We start from the raw sequence: 18730 nt of genomic DNA on the forward strand, positions 1-18730 counted from the left end.
GGATCAGGTCCGGGACGACGAACTATCCTCGAAAGATTCGAGGATCGGGCAAGGCCCTTCGTCCGATCCCGCGCATTCGTGGGCGAGGCGGCGCAACGACTGCCGGGCCGCCTCCAACTGCTCGATCTCCTGATCCAGCGCGACCAGGCGCACTTGCGCCATTTCCCTTGCGCGGGGCCGGTCTCCGGTATGATCGAGGCTGATCAGCTCGGAAATCTCGTCGAGGATGAAGCCCGCCGCCTTGGCAGAGCGGATGAAGCGCAGTCGGCGCACGTCCTCTTGGGTGTAGTGGCGCTGCCCTTTCGCACCTCCGGCCGTCGCCGGCCGCGGATCGAACATCAGTCCCTTGCGCTGATAGAAGCGGACCGTTTCCACCCCTACGCCGCTTGAGCGGGCAAGCTCCGAAATCGTCAGGGCCATGCTTGACTCCGTACCATGGTACGGACGGTATAGGCCGATTCATGACACAGACGCCAGCCCGCCCCGCCGTTCTCCCCCGAACCGCCGTTCTTCATCGCATGGTCATGGAGAAGCACGCCTGCCCCTGGGGCATCAAGTCGAAGCACCTTCTGGAGAAGCTAGGCTACCGGGTCGAGGATCGCTGGTTGACCACGCGCGATCAGGTGGATGCGTTCAAGGCCGAGCACGGCGTGGCAACCACGCCGCAGACCTTCATCGACGGCCAGCGGATCGGCGGCTACACGGATCTGCGCGCGCATTTCGGCCTGAAGGTGCACGATCCCAAGGCCAAGACGTATCGTCCCGTCCTCGCGGTTTTCGCGACCGGCCTTGGCATCGCCCTGGCGGCCAGCTGGGCCGCTTTCGGCACGCCCTTCACCTTGCGCAGCGCCGAGTGGTTCGTTTCGATGACGATGATGTTGCTGGCCATGCTCAAGTTGCAGGATGTCGAACAGTTCTCGACGATGTTCCTCGGATACGACCTGCTGGCAAAGCGCTTCGTGCCTTATGCCTATGCCTATCCGGTGCTGGAATGGACGGCGGGCGCGCTGATGACGGCCCACGCCCTGCCCTGGCTCTCGATTCCGATCGGCCTCGCGATCGGCGGTATCGGCGGCCTATCGGTGTTCTATGCGGTCTACATCCAGAAGCGTGAGCTGAAATGCGCCTGCGTCGGCGGATCGGGAGCGGTTCCGCTGGGCTTCGTATCCCTCACGGAAAACCTGTTCATGGTGGCCATGGCGCTGTGGATGCTCGCACGGATGATATAACGAGACATCGACCTGTCATGATCGCAAGTCTAGGGGGTGTGCCTATGAAGACATTCGCCCCCCTGTTCGGCGCAATTGCCCTGCTCGCCTCTCCCGCAACGGCCAAATCCGATTCGCCTCCTTCGCCGGAAAGGCGCGAGCCGGTGGTGATCCTCGTCTCCATCGACGGCTTCCGCGCCGACTATCTGGATCGCGGCATCACGCCGAACCTTTCCACCCTCGCCGCAAGCGGCATCAGCGCAGCGATGCGCCCATCGTTTCCCAGCAAGACCTTTCCCAATCATTGGGCGCTGGTGACCGGCAAAGTGCCGGATCGCAACGGCATCGTCGCCAATGGCTTCGAAGATCCCGCCCATCCGGGAGAGAAGTTCACCATGGCCAGCGACGAGCCCTACTGGTGGGACGAAGCGGAGCCGATCTGGGTAACGGCCGAGAAGGCGGGCATTCACACCGCCACGATGTTCTGGCCCGGCTCGAATGTCGCCTGGGGCGGCACCCTGGTCAAGCAACCCTGGAAAACCGTGAGCGGCGGCATCCGTCCCCGCGACTGGCAGCAGTTCAACGGCGCGGTTTCCCCCATGCAGCGCGTCGATGCCGTGCTTGACTGGCTGCGCCGTCCCGCCTCGAACCGACCGAAATTTGTGACGCTCTACTTCGACCAGGTGGATACGGCCGGTCATCGCCATGGCCCGGACGATGCGCAGACCAATGCGGCGATCACCGATGTAGACGGCGACATCGGCAAGCTCGTGGCCGGATTGCGCGAACTCGGACAACCGGCCAATCTCATCGTCGTGGCCGATCACGGCATGGCGGCGGTTTCCAGCGACCGCGTCATCGCGCTGGACACGGTTGCAGACCCGTCGCTCTACAAATTGGGAGAAGCCGGACCTTTCGCCGCGCTGACGCCGACCGAAGGCGATGACGAGAAGCTCGCAGTTGCACTGGTCAGGCCGCATGAGCACATGCAGTGCTGGCGCAAGCAGGACATCCCGGCTCGCCTGCACTATGGCCGCAACCCGCGGATCGCGCCGTTCTTCTGCCTGGCGGAGCCCGGCTGGCAGATCGCGGCGACCAGCCCCGACAAAGCCTCAAACGGCGGCAGCCATGGCTACGACAATGCCGCTCCCGAAATGGCGGCGTTGTTCGTGGCGAACGGACCGGCTTTCGCCCCGCGTGGAAAGCTCGGCTCATTCGACAATGTCGATGTCGCCCCGCTCTTGCGCGACCTTTTGCACCTTCCACCGGCTACCGACGGCGATGGCAGCGACGCCCCCTTTCGCGGCGCATTGAGATCGCCCACGAAGAGGTAGGCGTCACCGCCGGCAGGTGACCTCGCCCTCCGACATGAAGGCCACGCGTTCCTGCGCATCGTGGAGCACAAGCTTCGCGGGCCAGTGCAGGGTGTCCGAACCGCCGGCCTTGTCCGGCAGACTCACCAGATCGACCCAGCTGGCCAGTCCCACGTAAGTGGAGCGCGCATTGCCCGGCAACTGTGTGCTTTCCTTCTTGGCAGCATAGCGCTTGAGATCGCCGGCGATGCGCATGAAGCCTTCGTCCGAGTTGGCGATGAAGATCGGATCCTTGTCGCCCGGCTTACGGAAAGTGCAGCCCGGTCTGTCCAGCCCATAGCGGGCGACATCAATTTCGGTGATGGGGCGGGGAATGATCGGCTTGAACGGTTCCTTGCTCATGCGCTCGACCATGGCGATGTCATGCGCGTCCTCCGCCGCCTCCTGTACCGGATCCTCCTGGCCACAAGCTGAGAGCAGCAGGAAGGAAGCGAGAGCAAGGACCGGTTTTCGCATTATTTTCGCCCGAACAGTTTCTCTATATCGTGGTGTGCAAGCTTAACCCACGTCGGGCGGCCATGGTTGCACTGGCCCGAGCGCGGCGTGTGCTCCATCTCGCGCAGCAGGGCGTTCATCTCCGCCACCGAAAGCGAGCGGCCGGCGCGGACGGAACCGTGGCAGGCCATTGTCGCCAGAACGAGGTCGAGCTTTTCGCCCAGCAACAGGGCATCGCCGTTGCGCGCCAGATCGTCGGCGATATCGCGCACCAGGGCGTGGACATCCGACTTGCCAAGCACGGAAGGCACCGCGCGCACCAGCATGGCGGCAGGCCCGAACCGTTCCAGCACCAGCCCGAAACGCGCCAGATCCGCCGTTTTGTCTTCCAGCGCGTCGCAGGCCGCTTCCTCAAGTTCGACCACTTCGGGCAAGAGCAGCGCCTGCGAACGGGCCATGGCGTCTTCCGCGCCGGCGGCCTTGAGCCGCTCCAGGACGAGACGTTCGTGGGCGGCGTGCTGGTCGACGATCACCAGGCCATCCTCGGCCTCGGCAACGATATAGGTTCCGGCGACTTGTCCGCGGGCCACGCCCAGCGGATACCGCAGGGCCTCCCCCGGCTCGTCCGTTGCCGGTTCCGCGCGGCCCGAGGGCTGCGCCATGACGCTTTCCTCATAGGAACGCCACGCCGCCCCCGCCTCGGACACGCGGCTGGGTGCCGGCTGGTAGTCCGAGCGCGTCTGCGGCGGGGAATATTCCCGTGCGAAAAGCGAGCCCAGCGACGGGGCCGGAGCCACCGGCTCCACCTGCCACATGTTCATCGCGGCGGCAGCGGCCGGTTGCGCGCTTCTCTGCCCCGACGATTCGAGTGCATGGCGCAAGGCGCCCACCAGGAAGCCGCGGATGAAACTCGGATCGCGGAAGCGCACTTCGGTCTTGGCGGGATGCACGTTTACATCCACTTCCTCCGGCGGGATCTCCAGGAACAGCGCCAGCACGGCGTGGCGGTCTCGCGCCAGCATATCGGAATAGGCGCCGCGCACCGCGCCCACCAGCAGACGATCCTTTACCGGGCGACCGTTGACGAAAAGATACTGATGATCGGCCACGCCGCGATTGTAGGTCGGCAGGCCCGCGACACCGGTCAGGCGCGCGGTACCGCGCTCTGCATCGATCAGCACGCCGTCTTCGGCCAGTTCGCGCGCCACGAGCCGCGCCACGCGCGAAGCCAGTTCCTCTCGCGGTTGCACGGCGATCACACGGCGCCCGTCATGCTCCATCGTGAAGCCGATGTCGGGCCGCGCCATGGCCAGTCGCCGCACCACATCCTGGCAGGCCGCATATTCCGAGCGCGCCGAGCGCAGGAACTTGCGGCGCGCCGGAACCTTGCCGAAAAGATCCTCGACCCGGATGCGTGTGCCCGGCGGCAGGGCGGCCGGGCTGTCCACCGCGACGATCCCGTGATCGACGACGCGCTTCCAGCCCTCTTCCGAATCGTGGGGTCGGCTCTCGATGGTCAGGCGTGCGACCGAGCCGATCGAAGGAAGCGCTTCGCCGCGAAAGCCAAGCGTCGCCACCAGTTCGATATGTTCGTCCGGAAGCTTGGACGTCGCGTGACGTTCCAGCGCCAGGGCGATCTGATCGGGCACCATCCCGCAACCGTCGTCGGTCACTTCGATCAGGTCCAGTCCGCCGGACGCCAGGCGGACGGTGATCTGTGTGGAGCCTGCGTCGATCGCGTTCTCCACCAGCTCCTTCAGTGCGGAGGCAGGCCGCTCCACCACTTCGCCCGCCGCGATGCGGTTGACGAGATGTTCGGGAAGGCGGCGGATCGTAGGCATCGAATCGTCTTTCGCAGGCAGCGGAGTTCGGCGACGGCAGAACAGATCGAGGCCGTTCCTTCGGCCAGTGAAGCCATTCACGCGTCGATGGCAGCCGAGCTTCGCCGCTTTCCAATCACTAGCGGTGAACCGCTTGAAATTCGAGACGGGCTTCTGACGATTCCCCCATGAAATCGACACAAATTTTTGGCGTTTCGCGAATCGATGGGCTAAGGGGACCGCTTCCATGCCAACCTGCCTGTCGCGTCATAGGGATTCCCAATGGCAAGCGCCGGGAAAGACAACGGATTACTGATGGCCTCGCTCGTCTCGCGATTCTTCAAACTCGGCTCACAGAACATGGCGATCGACCTCGGCACCGCCAATACGCTCGTCTACGTTCAGGACCGCGGAATCGTGCTGAACGAGCCTTCGGTGGTGGCTATCGAGACGCTCAACGGCGTAAAGAAGGTCAAGGCCGTCGGTGACGACGCCAAGATGATGATGGGCAAGACGCCCGACAACATCGAGGCCATCCGCCCGCTGCGTGACGGCGTCATCGCCGACATCGAAATCGCGGAAGAGATGATCAAGCACTTCATCCGCAAGGTGCATGGCAAGAAGAACCTGTTCCGTTACCCGGAAATCGTGATCTGCGTGCCCTCGGGCTCGACCTCGGTAGAGCGCCGCGCGATCCGCGACGCCGCCTCGAACGCCGGCGCCAGCCAGGTCTACCTGATTCTCGAGCCCATGGCCGCAGCGATCGGGGCAGACATGCCCGTTACCGAGCCGGTCGGTTCGATGGTCGTCGACATCGGCGGCGGCACCACCGAAGTCGCCGTGCTTTCGCTGCGCGGCCTGGCCTACACCACGTCGGTCCGCGTCGGCGGCGACAAGATGGACGAATCGATCGTCTCCTACGTGCGTCGCCACCATAACCTGCTCATCGGCGACGCCACGGCAGAGCGCATCAAGAAGGACTACGGCATCGCCGTCATGCCGGCCGACGGCATCGGTGAGACGATCCACATCAAGGGTCGCGATCTCGTCAACGGCGTGCCCAAGGAAATCACCATCTCGCAGGCAAACGTCGCGGAGGCTCTGGCCGAACCCATCGGCGCCATCGTCGAGGGCGTGCGCATCGCGCTTGAGAACACCGCGCCGGAACTTGCCGCCGATATCGTCGATCAGGGCATCGTGCTCACCGGCGGCGGCGCTTTGATCCAGGGCCTGGACGACTACCTTCGCGAAGAAACGGGCCTGCCGGTCAGCGTTGCCGAAGATCCGCTGTCCTGCGTGGCGCTCGGCACCGGCCGCGCCATGGAAGACCCGGTCTATCGCGGCGTGTTGATGTCCGCCTGACATTCACGGAGCGGCCTGTGCGCACCGCGCGGCCGCTCCGACTGATTCGCGGCGAGGATATCGCCGGCTGTTGACGATCGTGCGGCAGGTCAACCTCTCGTCCGCACCTACGAAGGAGTGCATGGCGCATGGCGCCGCCCGCAAACAGGCGCTCCAGCTACTCGCGTCGAGCGCAATACACCACGTTCCTCAGCTACACCGCAGGCGTTTTCGGCGCAGCGGTCGGGTTGGCGCTCGTCGTGATCTCACTGGTCAATCCCGCATTCTTTTCCACCCTGCGAACGCTGGCTGACGACGCGACCGAACCGGCCGCGCAGGCCTCTGCCGGTGGGCGCGATCTCGGACGCGATGCCTGGGCCGACATTTCCGGCTTCTTCCATTCCGGAAGCGAACATGCGCGCATCTCGCGCGAGCTGGCCGAAGCCAAGGTCCGGCTGGTGGAAGCGCGCGCCGCCATGGCCGAGAACAAGCGGCTGAAGGATCTCATGGGTCTTTCGCAGCAGGACGGCGGAGCAGTCGCCTATGCGCGCCTTACCGCCTCCAGCAGCGCCAGTTCGCGCCGCTATGCCACGCTCGGCGCCGGCCGCGACCGCAATGTCGCGCCCGGCATGCCGGTACGTTCGCAAATGGGCCTGGTCGGCCGCGTTCTGGAGGTCGGCTCGTCCAGCGCACGCGTGCTGCTGGTTACCGACAGCGAAAGCCTTGTCCCCGTGCGCCGGGCAACCGACGGCGTGCCCGCTTTCGCGCAGGGTAACGGTGACGGCACCCTGCGCATCCGGCTGATCAACCTGGGCATCAATCCGCTCAGGAAAGGCGACGTGCTGGTCACGTCCGGTTCCGGCGGACTCTATCGGCCGGGAACCCCGATGGCGATCGTCACGGAACTGATTCGCGACGGTGCCGTGGCCCGGGTGCTCAGCAATCCCTCGGATACTGACTACGTGATGGTCGAAAAGAGCTGGGCACCCCCGCCGCCACCGCCACCTGCCGCCGATACCACGGTCAAGAAACGCTGATGTTCCAGCGCGGCGCCTCCCGCTCCTCTTCCCGGCAGCGCATCAACCACGCCCCCTCGCGAATGCTCGCCCGGGGCTTTCCATGGTTGACGATCATGCTTGGCTCGGTCGTTCCGGGCTGGTTTCTGATCGCCTCGGCGCCGGTGATGCCGCCGATCGGATTTCTCGTCTATCTCGGCTGGCGCCAGTTGCGGCCCGGTCTCCTGCCGATCTGGGCCGGACTGCCGCTCGGCGTGTTCGACGACCTGTTCTCGGGCCAGCCCTTCGGTTGTGCCGTGCTTCTCTGGTCGGTGACGGCCATCGTGCTGGAGATCGTGGAACTGCGCCTGCCCTGGCGAAATTTCGTCACCGAATGGCTCATGGCAATGGGCCTGATCGTGGCCTATATAGTCGTCTGCCTCGCCTTGGCGAACATAGCGGGCGCCGCCTCTCCTCTTCGTGTAATCGTGCCACAGGTCGTCATTTCCGTGCTTTCATACCCGCTTGTCGGTAGAGTTGTCGCCCTCTTCGATCGGATTCGCCTCGCGCCGATCGTGCTCCTGCGATGAAGATCAGCTTCAAGCGATTCTTCCCGCAACGACATGTCAGCGCGGGCACGCTTCGAAACAGCTTCGACAGGCGCAGCATCGTGGTTGGATCGATCCAGGGCGGCGTCGGCGTGCTGCTGGCCGCGCGCCTGGGTTACCTCTCCATCGCCCAGAACGCGAAGTATGAGCTTCAGGCCGAGAGCAACCGCGTCAATCTGTCGCTGATTCCGCCGCGTCGCGGCTGGATCATGGATCGCAACGGTACGCCGCTGGCATCGAACCGTGCCGACTTCCGCGTCGATCTCATCCCCGAGCGCGTGCAGGATGCGCCGCATACGATACAAACCCTCGGCAAGCTGCTGAACCTGACGCCGATCGCCATGCAGGACCTCGAGGACAAGCTGGAGCGCGCGCGCCGCTTCGCCCCCGTGGAAGTGGCGAGCGGCCTGGACTGGGATACTTTCGCCGCCGTCAGCGTGCGCCTGCCGGATTTGCCCGGCGTCGTCACCCAGCGCGGCTTTTCCCGGTTCTATCCGCTTGGCCCCTCGGTGGGCCACCTGATCGGCTACGTCGGCCCCGCCTCGGCGGAAGAGTATGAAAAGGATCGCGATCCGGTCCTGATCACGCCGGGCTACAAGGTCGGCAAGGACGCGCTCGAAAAGTTCTACGAAAAGGATCTGCGTGGCAAACCGGGCGCGCGCCGGGTGGAAGTGACCGCATCCGGACGGATCGTGCGCGATCTCGACACTCGCGAGGACGTGCCCGGCCAGACGCTGAAACTTACCATCGATGCGGGGATACAGGAATACGCGTCCCGCCGCATCGGCCCCGAATCGGCCGCGGTTGTGGTCATGGATTGCCAGACCGGAGACATCCTGGCGATGTGCTCCATGCCCAGCTTCGATCCCAACAGCTTCTCGGACGGTATCGGCCGCCTCGAATGGAAGATGCTGTCGGACGACGACCATGTGCCGCTGCGCAACAAAGTGCTGCGCGGGCTCTATCCGCCGGGCTCGACGGTCAAGCCGATGGTCGCGCTCTCCTTCATGGAAGCCGGGCTCGACCCGAACGAATCGGTGTTCTGCGGCGGCGGCCTGCGCGTGGGCAACCGCGTGTTCCACTGCTGGAACCGGCGCGGCCACGGCTCGGTCAACATGGCCAAGGGCATCTACCAGAGCTGCGACGTTTATTTCTATCACTTCGCCCAGCGCATCGGCATGGACCCCATCGCCGCGATGGCGGGGCGATTGGGCCTAGGCAAGGACTTCCCGCTGCCGGTGTCCGGCCAGTCCTATGGTACGGTGCCCAATCCCGCGTGGAAGCTGAAGAAGTACGGGAAGGAGTGGCAAACCTTCGATACCGTCAATGCCACCATCGGCCAGGGCTACTTCCTGGTGAACCCGCTGCAACAGGCGATCCAGGCGTCGCGCATTGCCAGCGGTCGTGCGATCATGCCGCGCCTGGTTCACGGGCACGAGCATGAAGAGGCGCCCTCGCTCGGCATATCGGCCGAGCACCTGGCCTATGTACGCCAGGCTATGTCCGATGTCGCCAACGGCCCCGGCTCCGCGCCGCATTCAAGGCTGCCCTTCCCCGACATCAAGCTCGCCGGCAAGACCGGCACGGCTCAGGTCGTCGGCCTCAATGTCGGCAGCGGCAAGGGCGGCTTGTGGAAGCATCGCGACCACGGCCACTTCATCTGCTTCGCTCCGTTCGACAACCCGCGCTTTGCCTGTTCCGTCGTCGTGGAACATGGCGGCGGGTCCGGCGCGGCCTACCCCATTGCGCGCGACGTGCTGACTTACGTCTTCGACAAGCAGAAGGGCATGGACGTCCTGGCGGAACTCGAAAAGAAATGGGGCGGCACGCCCAAGGAGCGTCTCGAAGCCCGCTACCGCACCTATTCGGCCCAATATGGCGTGGGGGCTCCGGCAGTTTCGGCTGAAGAGGAAAACCGCAAGCTTCAAGGCGCCGATGGTCCCCAGGATCCGGCCCAGCCCATCGTTCGCGATGCCGCTTCGCCCGCTCCCGAACCGGACACGTCGGCCCCGACGCCCAACCAGGCGCCCGCCGCGACGTCCACGTCTCCTGCCACGCCCCCTTCCCCGGCAACAGGCGGCACTGGCGCCAACACTGGCGGCAGCACTGGAGGGAACCCGCAATGATCAGCCGATCTATCGTGCCCGACGCCATCGCCCGCCAGCCATGGCATATGCTGATACCGCTCATGGGCCTGGTGTGCCTCGGCGCGGCGGTGCTCTATTCGGCGGCGGGAGGCAGTCTTCAGCCTTACGCACTGAGCCACGTCATGCGGTTCCTGATCTTCCTGGGCATGGCGATCGTCATCTCCCGGTTCAGCCGCGATTTCTTCCGCATGTGGGCCTACCCGGCCTACGGGGCCATCGTCGTCCTGCTGGTTCTCGTCGAGGCCATCGGCGCGGTGGGCGGGGGCAGCCAGCGCTGGCTCAACCTAGGTTTCATGACACTGCAACCGTCAGAGCTGATGAAACCCGCCATCGTCCTGGTGCTCGCCCGGTTCTATGAAACGCTGCCGCATGCGATGACGGCGAGCTGGCGCGGCCTGGTCCCCGCTGGCGTGCTGATCGGCATTCCGGCGCTGTTCGTGATGATCCAGCCCGATCTCGGCACGGCCCTTGCGATCTGCTTCGGCGGCGGAGTGACCATGTTTCTGGCAGGCCTGCCGCTGTCATGGTTCATCGGCGCGGGGCTCACCGCCGCAATAGCGGCTCCGATCGCCTTCTTCACCCTGCTGCACGATTACCAGCGCAACCGTGTTCTGGTGTTCCTCGATCCGGAAAGCGATCCGCTCGGCACCGGATATCACATCACCCAGTCGAAGATCGCCATCGGATCCGGCGGCTTCTTCGGCAAAGGGTTCGGCAACGGATCGCAGAGCCACCTCCAGTACCTGCCCGAATCGCATACGGACTTCGTGTTCGCGACCATGGCCGAGGAATGGGGCATGCTCGGCGGGCTGTTCGTGCTTTTCGTGTTCTTCGTGGTCCTGTCCTGGGGCCTGCGCGTGGCCCGCAGGGCGCCTGATCGCTTCTCCAGCCTGCTTGCGGCCGGCATGAGCGCGACGATCTTCTTCTACGTCGCCATCAACCTGATGATGGTCATGGGCCTGGCGCCGGTTGTGGGCATCCCCCTGCCGTTCATGAGCCACGGGGGCACCTCGATGCTCACGAACATGATCTGCCTGGGCACGCTCATGGCCGTAAACCGCTGGAATCGCCGCCCCGGATCGATCTTGTAAAATTATCGAAATTTTCTCTTCCCATCCTGAAAACAGCCGCTATAGGAGCCTCTCCGCCGCCGGGGAGGTCCACCAAGACTTTCCAGAAACGGCAGCCCAGGTCAGGGCAGTGTGGACGCATAGCTCAGTTGGTAGAGCAGCTGACTCTTAATCAGCGGGTCCTTGGTTCGAGCCCAAGTGCGTCCACCATTCCTGTCCTTACGCGGAAACGCGTGGACGCATAGCTCAGTTGGTAGAGCAGCTGACTCTTAATCAGCGGGTCCTTGGTTCGAGCCCAAGTGCGTCCACCATTTCCGCCCTTACGCTGCAACGCGTATGGACGCATAGCTCAGTTGGTAGAGCAGCTGACTCTTAATCAGCGGGTCCTTGGTTCGAGCCCAAGTGCGTCCACCACCCTTCCAAATTGTGACTGCCAAATTTTGACTGACTGTCTTGCATCTGGCTGCGGCCCTGTCGGCTATCGATCAGGCCGTAACAGCAGCGTCAGGACTCCGCGCCAAGGGCCGGGCGTTCGAACTGGCGCTTGTCGGGGATCCCGTAAAGCTGCGCGAGTTGCTCTATCTGCGGCCTGGAAAGCGGCGCGAGGAACGCCAGACCGGCACGGTCACCCTGGCTCCAACGCACTTCCGCCTCCACCGCCTTGAGATTGGCGAGGCGCAGCGACACCCTCTGGTTGGCCGCGAATTCCTCGGAAATGCCGACGATGCAACAGCCGCCCTCCGATATGTCGGAAAGCTCCACCCCGATGACGTGCCAGCTCGACTTGCGGCAGCGCGCGCGAAGCAGCACGACGTGACGCGGGGATAGTCTGCCGCAATCGTCCCGTACCTGCATCTTGGCTCCTCGTGATCGCCCCGAAGTCATCCTCGGAGTCGATCTCCTAGCGACGAGAAGTAAACCCAAGGTTGCCTTGCAGAAGCATGTCAGCGCGCACCCTTCCCGTCCGCCTCTGCGGGCGGCGTGCCTGAGATCTGTGCGTCTATCTCCTTGGCCCGCTGACCGATGGTTTCGCGCGCCGTGTCATACCGCTCGTCGAAGGTCGGCTCCTTGTGACAGGCGGCAAGCGATGCGACGCATCCCGTCACGATGAGAATGCGCCGCATCAATAGTCCTTCTTGATCCGAACGTTGAGGCTGTTGACGCCCGAGCCACCGGCTTGGCTGAGCACCGATAGCCACCTGGTCACGCTCACTTCCAGCTGGGTGGCGGTGAAGCCACGCGCGTCGGTGATCAGCTCGACGTAGATGTCGTCGGTCAGGTACTGGCCTGCCGCGAGTGCGGTGCCCCGTCCGCTGGCCTCGTCGGGGCTGAGGATGCGCAGGCGATCGATCCCCGCTGCCGAGCGCAGCTTGCCGAGCGGATTGATCCCGCCGCCCGTCGCGCGCAGCGAGTTGAGCGATGTCGCCAGTTGGACGGCCTGGATCGCGGAAAGGTTCTCGATCGAACTGCCGAACAGAATACGCGAGAGCACTTCGTCCTGCGGCAGGCTCGGCACCGACTTGAACTCGATCTGCGGATTGAAGGCACGGCCGCTGACGGCGACGGTGACTTCGACGTCCTCGATCGATTCCGTGGCGGTGATCGCCACAGTCGGGTCGATCGTCTGCCCCCCGTTGAACGAGATCAGGCCATCGGAAAGTTCGAAGGACTTCCCGGCAAAGCCAAGCGTGCCGCGCACCAGCTTCACCTCGCCCGCCATGCTCGGCGCCGAACTGGTCCCGCTGAGGCGGAAATCGGCACTCCATTCGGACTCCAGGCCCATGCCGGAGACATAGAGCTTTTCGGGGGCCCTGAGGCGAAGGTCCAGTCTGACCGAAGAGAAGGCGCTGGTGATCTGCGGTGCCGGTTCGTCACCCGTCACGCGGGTCGGGCCCGAGCGCGGCTTGAAACGCACCCCGGTCAGATGCGGCACATCCACCGCGCCCTGACGCACGATCTCGTATCGGGTCTCCGGCAGGCGCAGTTCGCCTGACAGGAGGGCCGATTCCCCGGCATTCTTGACCAGACTGAGCGAACCGGTCGCGCTTGCGGACAGCGAATTGCTGCGCGCCAAGCGGGCATTGTCCAGCTTAACGTTGAGATTCATCGGATAACCGGCATCGGCGGCGAGGCTCAGCCGTCCATTCGCGCTCACGGTCCCGCTGCCGGCATTGGCATTGAGCGAGGTCAGCTCGAAGGAGTTTCCGCTGAACTTGCCGTCCAGCGTCATGTTGGTGAGCCGGGTGCCATAGGCCTGATATTCGTAGGTCAGATCCTTGCCCTTAACCAACCCGGTGATGCACGGATCAGATACGCGGCACGAGAAATCGGCGGCCATTCCCACCGATCCGGTGAGCGTCTGGCCCGGCTGCCCGGCGAAGGAGAACAGCGTGTCTGCCGGGCCGTTGTAGCGGATGCCGCCACCCAGCGGCGCTTGCAGTAGGCGCGTGGTCCATGCGCCCTCACCCGGAGGCAGGGGCCGCAGACTGGCGACCAGACGGCCGATCACACTGCCCTGCTTGCGGAACACCGCACGTGCCTCGCCGCCGTCGGGAAGCAGCTTGCCGACGAAGTTGATGTCCACCGGCTGGCTGACCGTGCTGGAACTCGTGCGGGTGAAGTTCACCAGGCTCATGCGGGCATCGGCGCGCGGGAAAGCGGTGGCGCTTGCCTGCTCGAAGTCGAAGCTGCCGCTGGCCTTGCCACCGAGGCCGTAACCGGGAACGAAAGCATTGACGAGAGCCACGTCGACGTTCTCGAGCCGGCTCTGGATCTTCATGCCCTCACCATAGGTTCCGGCGACCTTGGCCGTCCCCGATCCGAAAGCGATCGTGGTCGGCAAGAGTTCGTAGCCGCCATCCTTGGGAACGATGCGAGCCGGGGACTGGGTCTTGAGCGCAAGTCCGCGCACGCGGCCCTCCAGCGCGACCCGCCAGATTTCCGGCGTAAGGTCGGCATTCAGGCCGACACGGAACGGAACGCCGCTGACACCTTCGATCAGGCCCTTGGCCTTGCCGCGTCCGTCGCGATAATCGACGAGCACGCGGGCCGCCGCGATATCCAGCGCCCCGAAGGAGGTTCCCGCCAGCTGCGCGTCCGCGACGACGCTGGGCTTGTCGTAAAGCACGGCGCGGCCGTCGATGATCGCAGATCCGATGGCGAGCTTCGCAGCGCCGGGGAACACGGCGTCCTTGGCACGCAAGTTGAAATCCACGGCCTGATACTTGCCTTCGGCATCGAGCTTGAGCGCTCCGCCGATGCCATTGCCGTTGGCGGTCAGTTGCCCGGCGAACGGCCCGGCCTTGGTCTGAACCATGCGTCCGGCGAAATCGACGCCCGCCAGGTTGGCGCTGTTGATGTCCACCGTCATCTGCGAGCCCAGGCCCAGCGATACATCCGCCTTCAGGGGGCCGTAGTCGGTATCGCCGGTAAGATCGAAGCGATAGCCGCCGCGCGCGCCGGTTATCCGTGCGTCGAGGTTTGCCAGGCCGATGCCCAGCCCCGGCCGTTCAGCCGTGACATGCGCGTCGGGATTGGCGATCGTCCCTGTCACCCGAACGCCGATGGCGCCGTAGCGACTGGAACTCCCGCGCGCAGCGAGCGAAATGCGTCCATTGGGCGACCAGCTCCCCTGCCCGCCACTGACTTTCAATTCCGGTGCGTTGAGCTGGATGGAGGAGAGGCGAACGACGCCGTCGGGCCCGTAATGGACGCGCGACGAAGCGGCGAAATTGCCGCCGAGATAGGTCTGGAGACTCTCGTTGAGCAGCTTGGTCGAGCGCGCTCGGACGGTGCCGTCCAATGCGAAGCCGCCGCCTTCGCTCTTGAGGTCCATATTGGTGCGGATGTTGAAGATGCCGACGCTGTCGAGCCGGTAGTTGTCGATCTTCCCGTCGATCGCGCCCGTATAGAAACCCTTGGCCAGATCGGCCACGAGGATCAGGCCGGCGTCGATGCGGTCGGACCGCAGGCGCATGTTGTCGGACAGGACGCGGGTGCCGTCGATCGCGAGATCGCCGTCCAGCCTGACATTCGCCAGGCTTCCGCCTGCTACCGTGTCGAGGCCGGTGATCCGCTGCACGCGCGCGGACACCGGAATCAGGATCCTGTCCGCATCGACCCGCGCCGCGCCGCTTGCGGTCAGGCGTTCGAGCCCCATGTCGTTCATCACCACGCGGGCTGCGTTGATCCGATAGGCAACCTTCGGCGTGGTGAAGGCGCCATCAAGCGCGAGCGCTGCGGTAAGGCCCGCCCCGCTCAGGTTCGGAGCGATGGCGGCCGGTTTCAGCAGCGCGAAATCCAGCTTCAGGTCATCGAAACTGTTGGTCGAAAGATCGACGACACCGTTCGGCGTCAGGGTGAAGGCATCGCTCCAGACGCGGCCGGTCACCGTGGCACGGCGCTGGTCGAGCGCAGCCGTGATATCGAGATTGGTGATCGGCCCCAGCAGGCTGGCGGTCGGCCCGGTCACGAGGCGGGCGATCCGGGTTGGGCCCTTTACGGTAAAGGTGCCGTTGCGAGCCGCGAGCCCGAGATCGGCGAGATCCTCTTCGCCCAGGCGAGCGTCCAACTGGCCGTTCCAGGCCTTCCAGTCGCCCTTGCCGCCCAGCTTGATCCGAAGCGGCTGCTTGAAGCCGCCCAGGGCGGCGATGACGCCGCCGGTCGGCGCATCGAGATCGACGTCGATGGCAAGACGGTTCTTCGCTGGCACTGCATCGAGCAGCAGATCGAAGCGGTCTCCGCCCTCCTTGCCCTCGATGGCGATCGTACCGCCCTTTGCCGATACTTGCGCGCGACCGTCCGAAATATGGGCCTTTCCGTCGATCGTGACGATGCGTCGATTGCCGGAAACCGGCGGTTCGGCGATGAAGCGGTCGATCTTCAACCGGCCCACGTCGATGTCGATATCCGGCAGAAGCGGCGCGTCGCTGGGCGGGGTCGGTTTGAACTTGGGCACCCGGCGCAGGATCATCCGCTGGGCGGTAGCGCTGCGCACGTCGACGTGATTGCTCAGATAAGCGAAAGGCCGCCAGTCCACGTCGATTTCGGGAGAGAACAGGAACTCGCCTTGGGGATCGCTCACCGACAGGTTGCGAAGCGTCATTTTTCTGTAAAGCGAGCCTTCGATGCGGCCCACCTTGATGCGCATTCCGTTCTCGAACTGAAGCCCGGCGATCTGCTCGGCCACGAAGCGATGGCCCGGACCGGTGTCGATGCCGAAGATGACGGCCGCCACCAGCACGACGACGCCCAGCACCAGACCCACCACGGTCTTGAGCAGGCGAATCCGCACGCGGCGCCATAGCGAGGGCTTGGACGCAGCATCCTCAGAGCCGTTCTCAGGGGCACCATTCTCGGAATTGGGGGCCGGATTCAGGGTGTCATCATCCGACATCAGAAAGCCTGTCCGATCGAAACGTAGAGATTGAAGCGGGACTCGCCGGGCTGGCGATTGATCGGCGTCGCAATGTCGAGACGGACCGGACCGAAGTTCGTGTAGAAGCGACCGCCGATACCGACGCCATACCGCAAGTTGTTGAACTGCGGCATGGTCTCACGATAGGCTTGGCCGGCGTCCACGAAGGCGACGACGCCGTAGTTCCCGAAGCGATAGCGCGCCTCGAACGACCCTTCGTTCAGGCTGCGTCCGCCGACGGCCGTGCCGTCTGGCGCCTGTTCGCCAAGCGCCTGATAGGCATAGCCGCGCACCGAACCGCCGCCGCCGGCGTAGAGCCTGCGCGAAGGCGCGATGTCGAACAGCCCGGCTCCCTGGATCGTGCCGAATCGCACGCGCCCGGCAAGAACCAGGCTGTCCGTCACCGGATAATAGGCCGATGCATCCACTCGCGCGCGGACGTAGGGGTCGAAGCCGTTGCGTACCGTCGCTTCCGGCTGGACCAGTGCGGTAACGCGGTAGCCCTTGGTGGGATCGAGCAGGCTGTCGCTCTGGTCGAGCCCGATCTGGCCGTTGACGCCGGCTACGTAATAGAGCTTGCGGTCGCGGTCGCCGGTGTCGCGGTTGTAATCGGTTTCGGCGGTGGCCAGCATTTCGACGCCGAAAGCGTAAGTATATTTCTTTTGCCAGATCGGCGTCGAATCCCGCGCTATGCGCGCGGCGATGCGCCCGGTGTAGGCGCTGTAAGCCTCGTAATCGTTATGGAATGCCTCGGCGACCACTTCGAAAGTGCGATCCCGCTTGCCCGCGTTGGAGCGCCGGAACGTGACGCCCGCACCCTGCTGGCGTGTACCCGCAACCGCCCTTGCGATCAGCGCGCCTTCCGGCGGGAACATGTTGCGGTGGGTCCACGTAGCCTGTGCCGTCATGCCCTCGCCCGTCGCATAGCCCACCGATCCCGCAATCGTGCGCGGCGGACCGGCATCCTGCTGGACATGAAGGGTGACGTACTCGGTATCATCCGCCGCCGCTTCACCGGTCTTGCGCGGCTCGACCGAGACCGTCGAGAACAGGCTGGTGGCGACAAGCGCCTTGCGCAGATCGTCCACCTTGCGGCTGTCGTAGAGCTGGCCGCGCTTGAAGCGGGCGAGCACGCCGATGTGATCGGCATCGAACGCCAGGTCTCCGGCCGTCGTAAAGCCTCCGAACCGGCCGCGCGGGCCTACGTCGATCGGCAGGGTATAGACGCCTTCGCCGCTGTCCTCGTCCAGCAGGATGTCGCGGTCACCCACCTTGGCGAAGGCATAGCCGTTCTCCGGCAGGGCCAGGGCGACTTGCGCTTCGGCCCCCTGCACGCGTTCCGCAACGATCGGCTCACCGACCTTGAGCGCCAGGTTGCGAGAGATAAGGTCGGTCGGAACCGTGGGATCGGCCTTCACGACGATGTCCGAGAACGAATAGCGCTTGCCCGGCGCCACCTTGATCACGGCCACCAGCGGAGCGCCCTCGGTGCTCTCGGCAGACCTCTCGACGCGGGTGGTCACGATGGGCGAATACCAGCCCTCCGAGGCCAGCACCGTCTGCATCAGGGTTGCATCCTCGGTCAGGCGGGCATTGACCATCGCGAGGTTGGCGGCCTTGCCATCACCCTTCTTCAAGGCGGAATGGGCCCGGAATTCGTCGCTCAGATCGGTTGCCGTTTCACCGTCGGCACCGTCCAACCCGTCGATCCGGGTCTGGTATGCGATCTCGACGTCCTTGGTGTCTGCCTTGTCCTGTTCCGCGAACTGGACAGGCGTAACCTCGAACTGGTCGATCGGCGGCAACGGAGCCGTCAGCTCCGCGTCGCGGACAGGCGCATCGCCGATTAGTTCCTGCGAGTCGCCATCCGCAAGCGCCGGATCGCCCAAGGGCGGCGCCTGACCTTCCTGCGGCTTCGCATCGGTCTGCTCGCTGGCCATGCGGCGCTCGAACGCCTCGATCGATTCCAGCGGCTTGTCGAGCTCGGGATCGTCCTGCGAATCGAGCTTCGGTATGGCGTCGTTGAACTCGTCGTCCGGGATGACCGGTTTCACGTCCGGCAACGCGACATCGGCAGGCGGCGGCGGCACCGCAAGCTTGCCGGCCTGCACCTGATCGTCGTCAGGCACGGCAACGGGCGCGCTTGCAGGCGCAGACCCTGCGGGTTGCGACACAGCGTCTCCTGCGTTTCTGTCCTGCGCCAATGCAGGCGCCGCAGAAAACGCGAGAAGAAGGGAAAGAGTGGCAAGTCCCGCACCGTCGCGCAGCGAAAGGGAACAAGCCGGCTTCTGATCGATTAGCCAAGGCATGAGCAGCG

At 64.7% G+C, this 18730-nt stretch carries 14 protein-coding genes and 3 tRNA genes; 10 read left to right on the forward strand and 7 right to left on the reverse strand.

What is annotated here, in order from left to right; genetic code table 11:
* Positions 1-3 precede the first annotated feature (3 nt).
* Positions 4-420, reverse strand: a complete 417-nt coding sequence (locus tag ACI3K3_RS08450; protein ID WP_404913160.1) for a MerR family transcriptional regulator — start codon at positions 418-420, stop codon at positions 4-6.
* 41 nt (positions 421-461) lie between these two features.
* On the opposite strand from ACI3K3_RS08450, the gene ACI3K3_RS08455 reads away from it, so the two are divergent.
* Both ACI3K3_RS08455 and ACI3K3_RS08460 read left to right on the forward strand, forming a co-directional pair.
* Positions 462-1229: a MauE/DoxX family redox-associated membrane protein gene (locus ACI3K3_RS08455; protein WP_404913161.1), complete on the forward strand. Its 768-nt coding sequence runs from the start codon at positions 462-464 to the stop codon at positions 1227-1229.
* A 44-nt stretch (positions 1230-1273) separates the two neighbouring features.
* On the forward strand, positions 1274-2542 hold the full coding sequence (locus ACI3K3_RS08460; protein WP_404913162.1) for an ectonucleotide pyrophosphatase/phosphodiesterase: 1269 nt from the start codon (positions 1274-1276) through the stop codon (positions 2540-2542).
* A 3-nt stretch (positions 2543-2545) separates the two neighbouring features.
* Here ACI3K3_RS08460 and ACI3K3_RS08465 read toward each other — a convergent pair whose 3' ends face one another.
* Positions 2546-3037, reverse strand: coding sequence for a hypothetical protein (locus ACI3K3_RS08465; RefSeq protein WP_404913163.1), 492 nt, complete (start codon positions 3035-3037; stop codon positions 2546-2548).
* Positions 3037-4857: a DNA mismatch repair endonuclease MutL gene (mutL, locus tag ACI3K3_RS08470; RefSeq protein ID WP_404913164.1), complete on the reverse strand. Its 1821-nt coding sequence runs from the start codon at positions 4855-4857 to the stop codon at positions 3037-3039. The genes ACI3K3_RS08465 and mutL overlap by 1 nt, the downstream gene beginning before the upstream one ends.
* A 294-nt stretch (positions 4858-5151) precedes the next feature.
* On the opposite strand from mutL, the gene ACI3K3_RS08475 reads away from it, so the two are divergent.
* The 8 genes from ACI3K3_RS08475 (at position 5152) to ACI3K3_RS08510 (ending at position 11411) form a co-directional block, all read left to right on the forward strand.
* Positions 5152-6198, forward strand: a complete 1047-nt coding sequence (locus tag ACI3K3_RS08475; RefSeq protein ID WP_031341471.1) for a rod shape-determining protein — start codon at positions 5152-5154, stop codon at positions 6196-6198.
* A gap of 128 nt (positions 6199-6326) precedes the next feature.
* Positions 6327-7214 carry a rod shape-determining protein MreC gene (mreC, locus tag ACI3K3_RS08480; protein ID WP_404913165.1) on the forward strand — a complete coding sequence of 296 codons (888 nt, stop codon included), beginning with the start codon at positions 6327-6329 and terminating at the stop codon, positions 7212-7214.
* A complete protein-coding gene (locus ACI3K3_RS08485; RefSeq protein WP_404913166.1) occupies positions 7214-7762 on the forward strand; it encodes a rod shape-determining protein MreD in 549 nt (182 codons plus the stop codon). The genes mreC and ACI3K3_RS08485 overlap by 1 nt, the downstream gene beginning before the upstream one ends.
* Positions 7759-9906, forward strand: a complete 2148-nt coding sequence (gene mrdA / locus ACI3K3_RS08490) for a penicillin-binding protein 2 (protein ID WP_404913167.1) — start codon at positions 7759-7761, stop codon at positions 9904-9906. Before ACI3K3_RS08485 ends, mrdA begins: the two co-directional genes overlap by 4 nt.
* Positions 9906-11018: a rod shape-determining protein RodA gene (rodA, locus tag ACI3K3_RS08495; protein ID WP_404913233.1), complete on the forward strand. Its 1113-nt coding sequence runs from the start codon at positions 9906-9908 to the stop codon at positions 11016-11018. The genes mrdA and rodA overlap by 1 nt, the downstream gene beginning before the upstream one ends.
* Before the next feature lie 113 nt (positions 11019-11131).
* Positions 11132-11207, forward strand: a tRNA-Lys gene (locus tag ACI3K3_RS08500).
* A gap of 25 nt (positions 11208-11232) precedes the next feature.
* Positions 11233-11308: transfer RNA gene (locus ACI3K3_RS08505), tRNA-Lys, on the forward strand.
* 27 nt (positions 11309-11335) lie between these two features.
* Positions 11336-11411 (forward strand) — tRNA-Lys (locus tag ACI3K3_RS08510).
* A gap of 90 nt (positions 11412-11501) precedes the next feature.
* On the opposite strand, the gene ACI3K3_RS08515 is transcribed toward ACI3K3_RS08510, so the two are convergent.
* The 4 genes from ACI3K3_RS08515 to ACI3K3_RS08530 all read right to left on the reverse strand — a co-directional run bounded on the left by ACI3K3_RS08515 (position 11502) and on the right by ACI3K3_RS08530 (position 18722).
* On the reverse strand, positions 11502-11852 hold the full coding sequence (locus ACI3K3_RS08515; RefSeq protein ID WP_404913168.1) for a PilZ domain-containing protein: 351 nt from the start codon (positions 11850-11852) through the stop codon (positions 11502-11504).
* An 89-nt stretch (positions 11853-11941) separates the two neighbouring features.
* Positions 11942-12121 carry a hypothetical protein gene (locus tag ACI3K3_RS08520; RefSeq protein WP_404913169.1) on the reverse strand — a complete coding sequence of 60 codons (180 nt, stop codon included), beginning with the start codon at positions 12119-12121 and terminating at the stop codon, positions 11942-11944.
* Positions 12121-16392, reverse strand: coding sequence for a translocation/assembly module TamB domain-containing protein (locus ACI3K3_RS08525; RefSeq protein WP_404913170.1), 4272 nt, complete (start codon positions 16390-16392; stop codon positions 12121-12123). Before ACI3K3_RS08525 ends, ACI3K3_RS08520 begins: the two co-directional genes overlap by 1 nt.
* Positions 16392-18722 carry a BamA/TamA family outer membrane protein gene (locus tag ACI3K3_RS08530; protein ID WP_404913234.1) on the reverse strand — a complete coding sequence of 777 codons (2331 nt, stop codon included), beginning with the start codon at positions 18720-18722 and terminating at the stop codon, positions 16392-16394. The genes ACI3K3_RS08525 and ACI3K3_RS08530 overlap by 1 nt, the downstream gene beginning before the upstream one ends.
* Positions 18723-18730 lie beyond the last annotated feature (8 nt).

It is taken from the genome of Novosphingobium sp. ZW T3_23 (assembly GCF_044987305.1).
In the GTDB taxonomy this organism is placed as follows: Bacteria; Pseudomonadota; Alphaproteobacteria; order Sphingomonadales; family Sphingomonadaceae; genus Novosphingobium.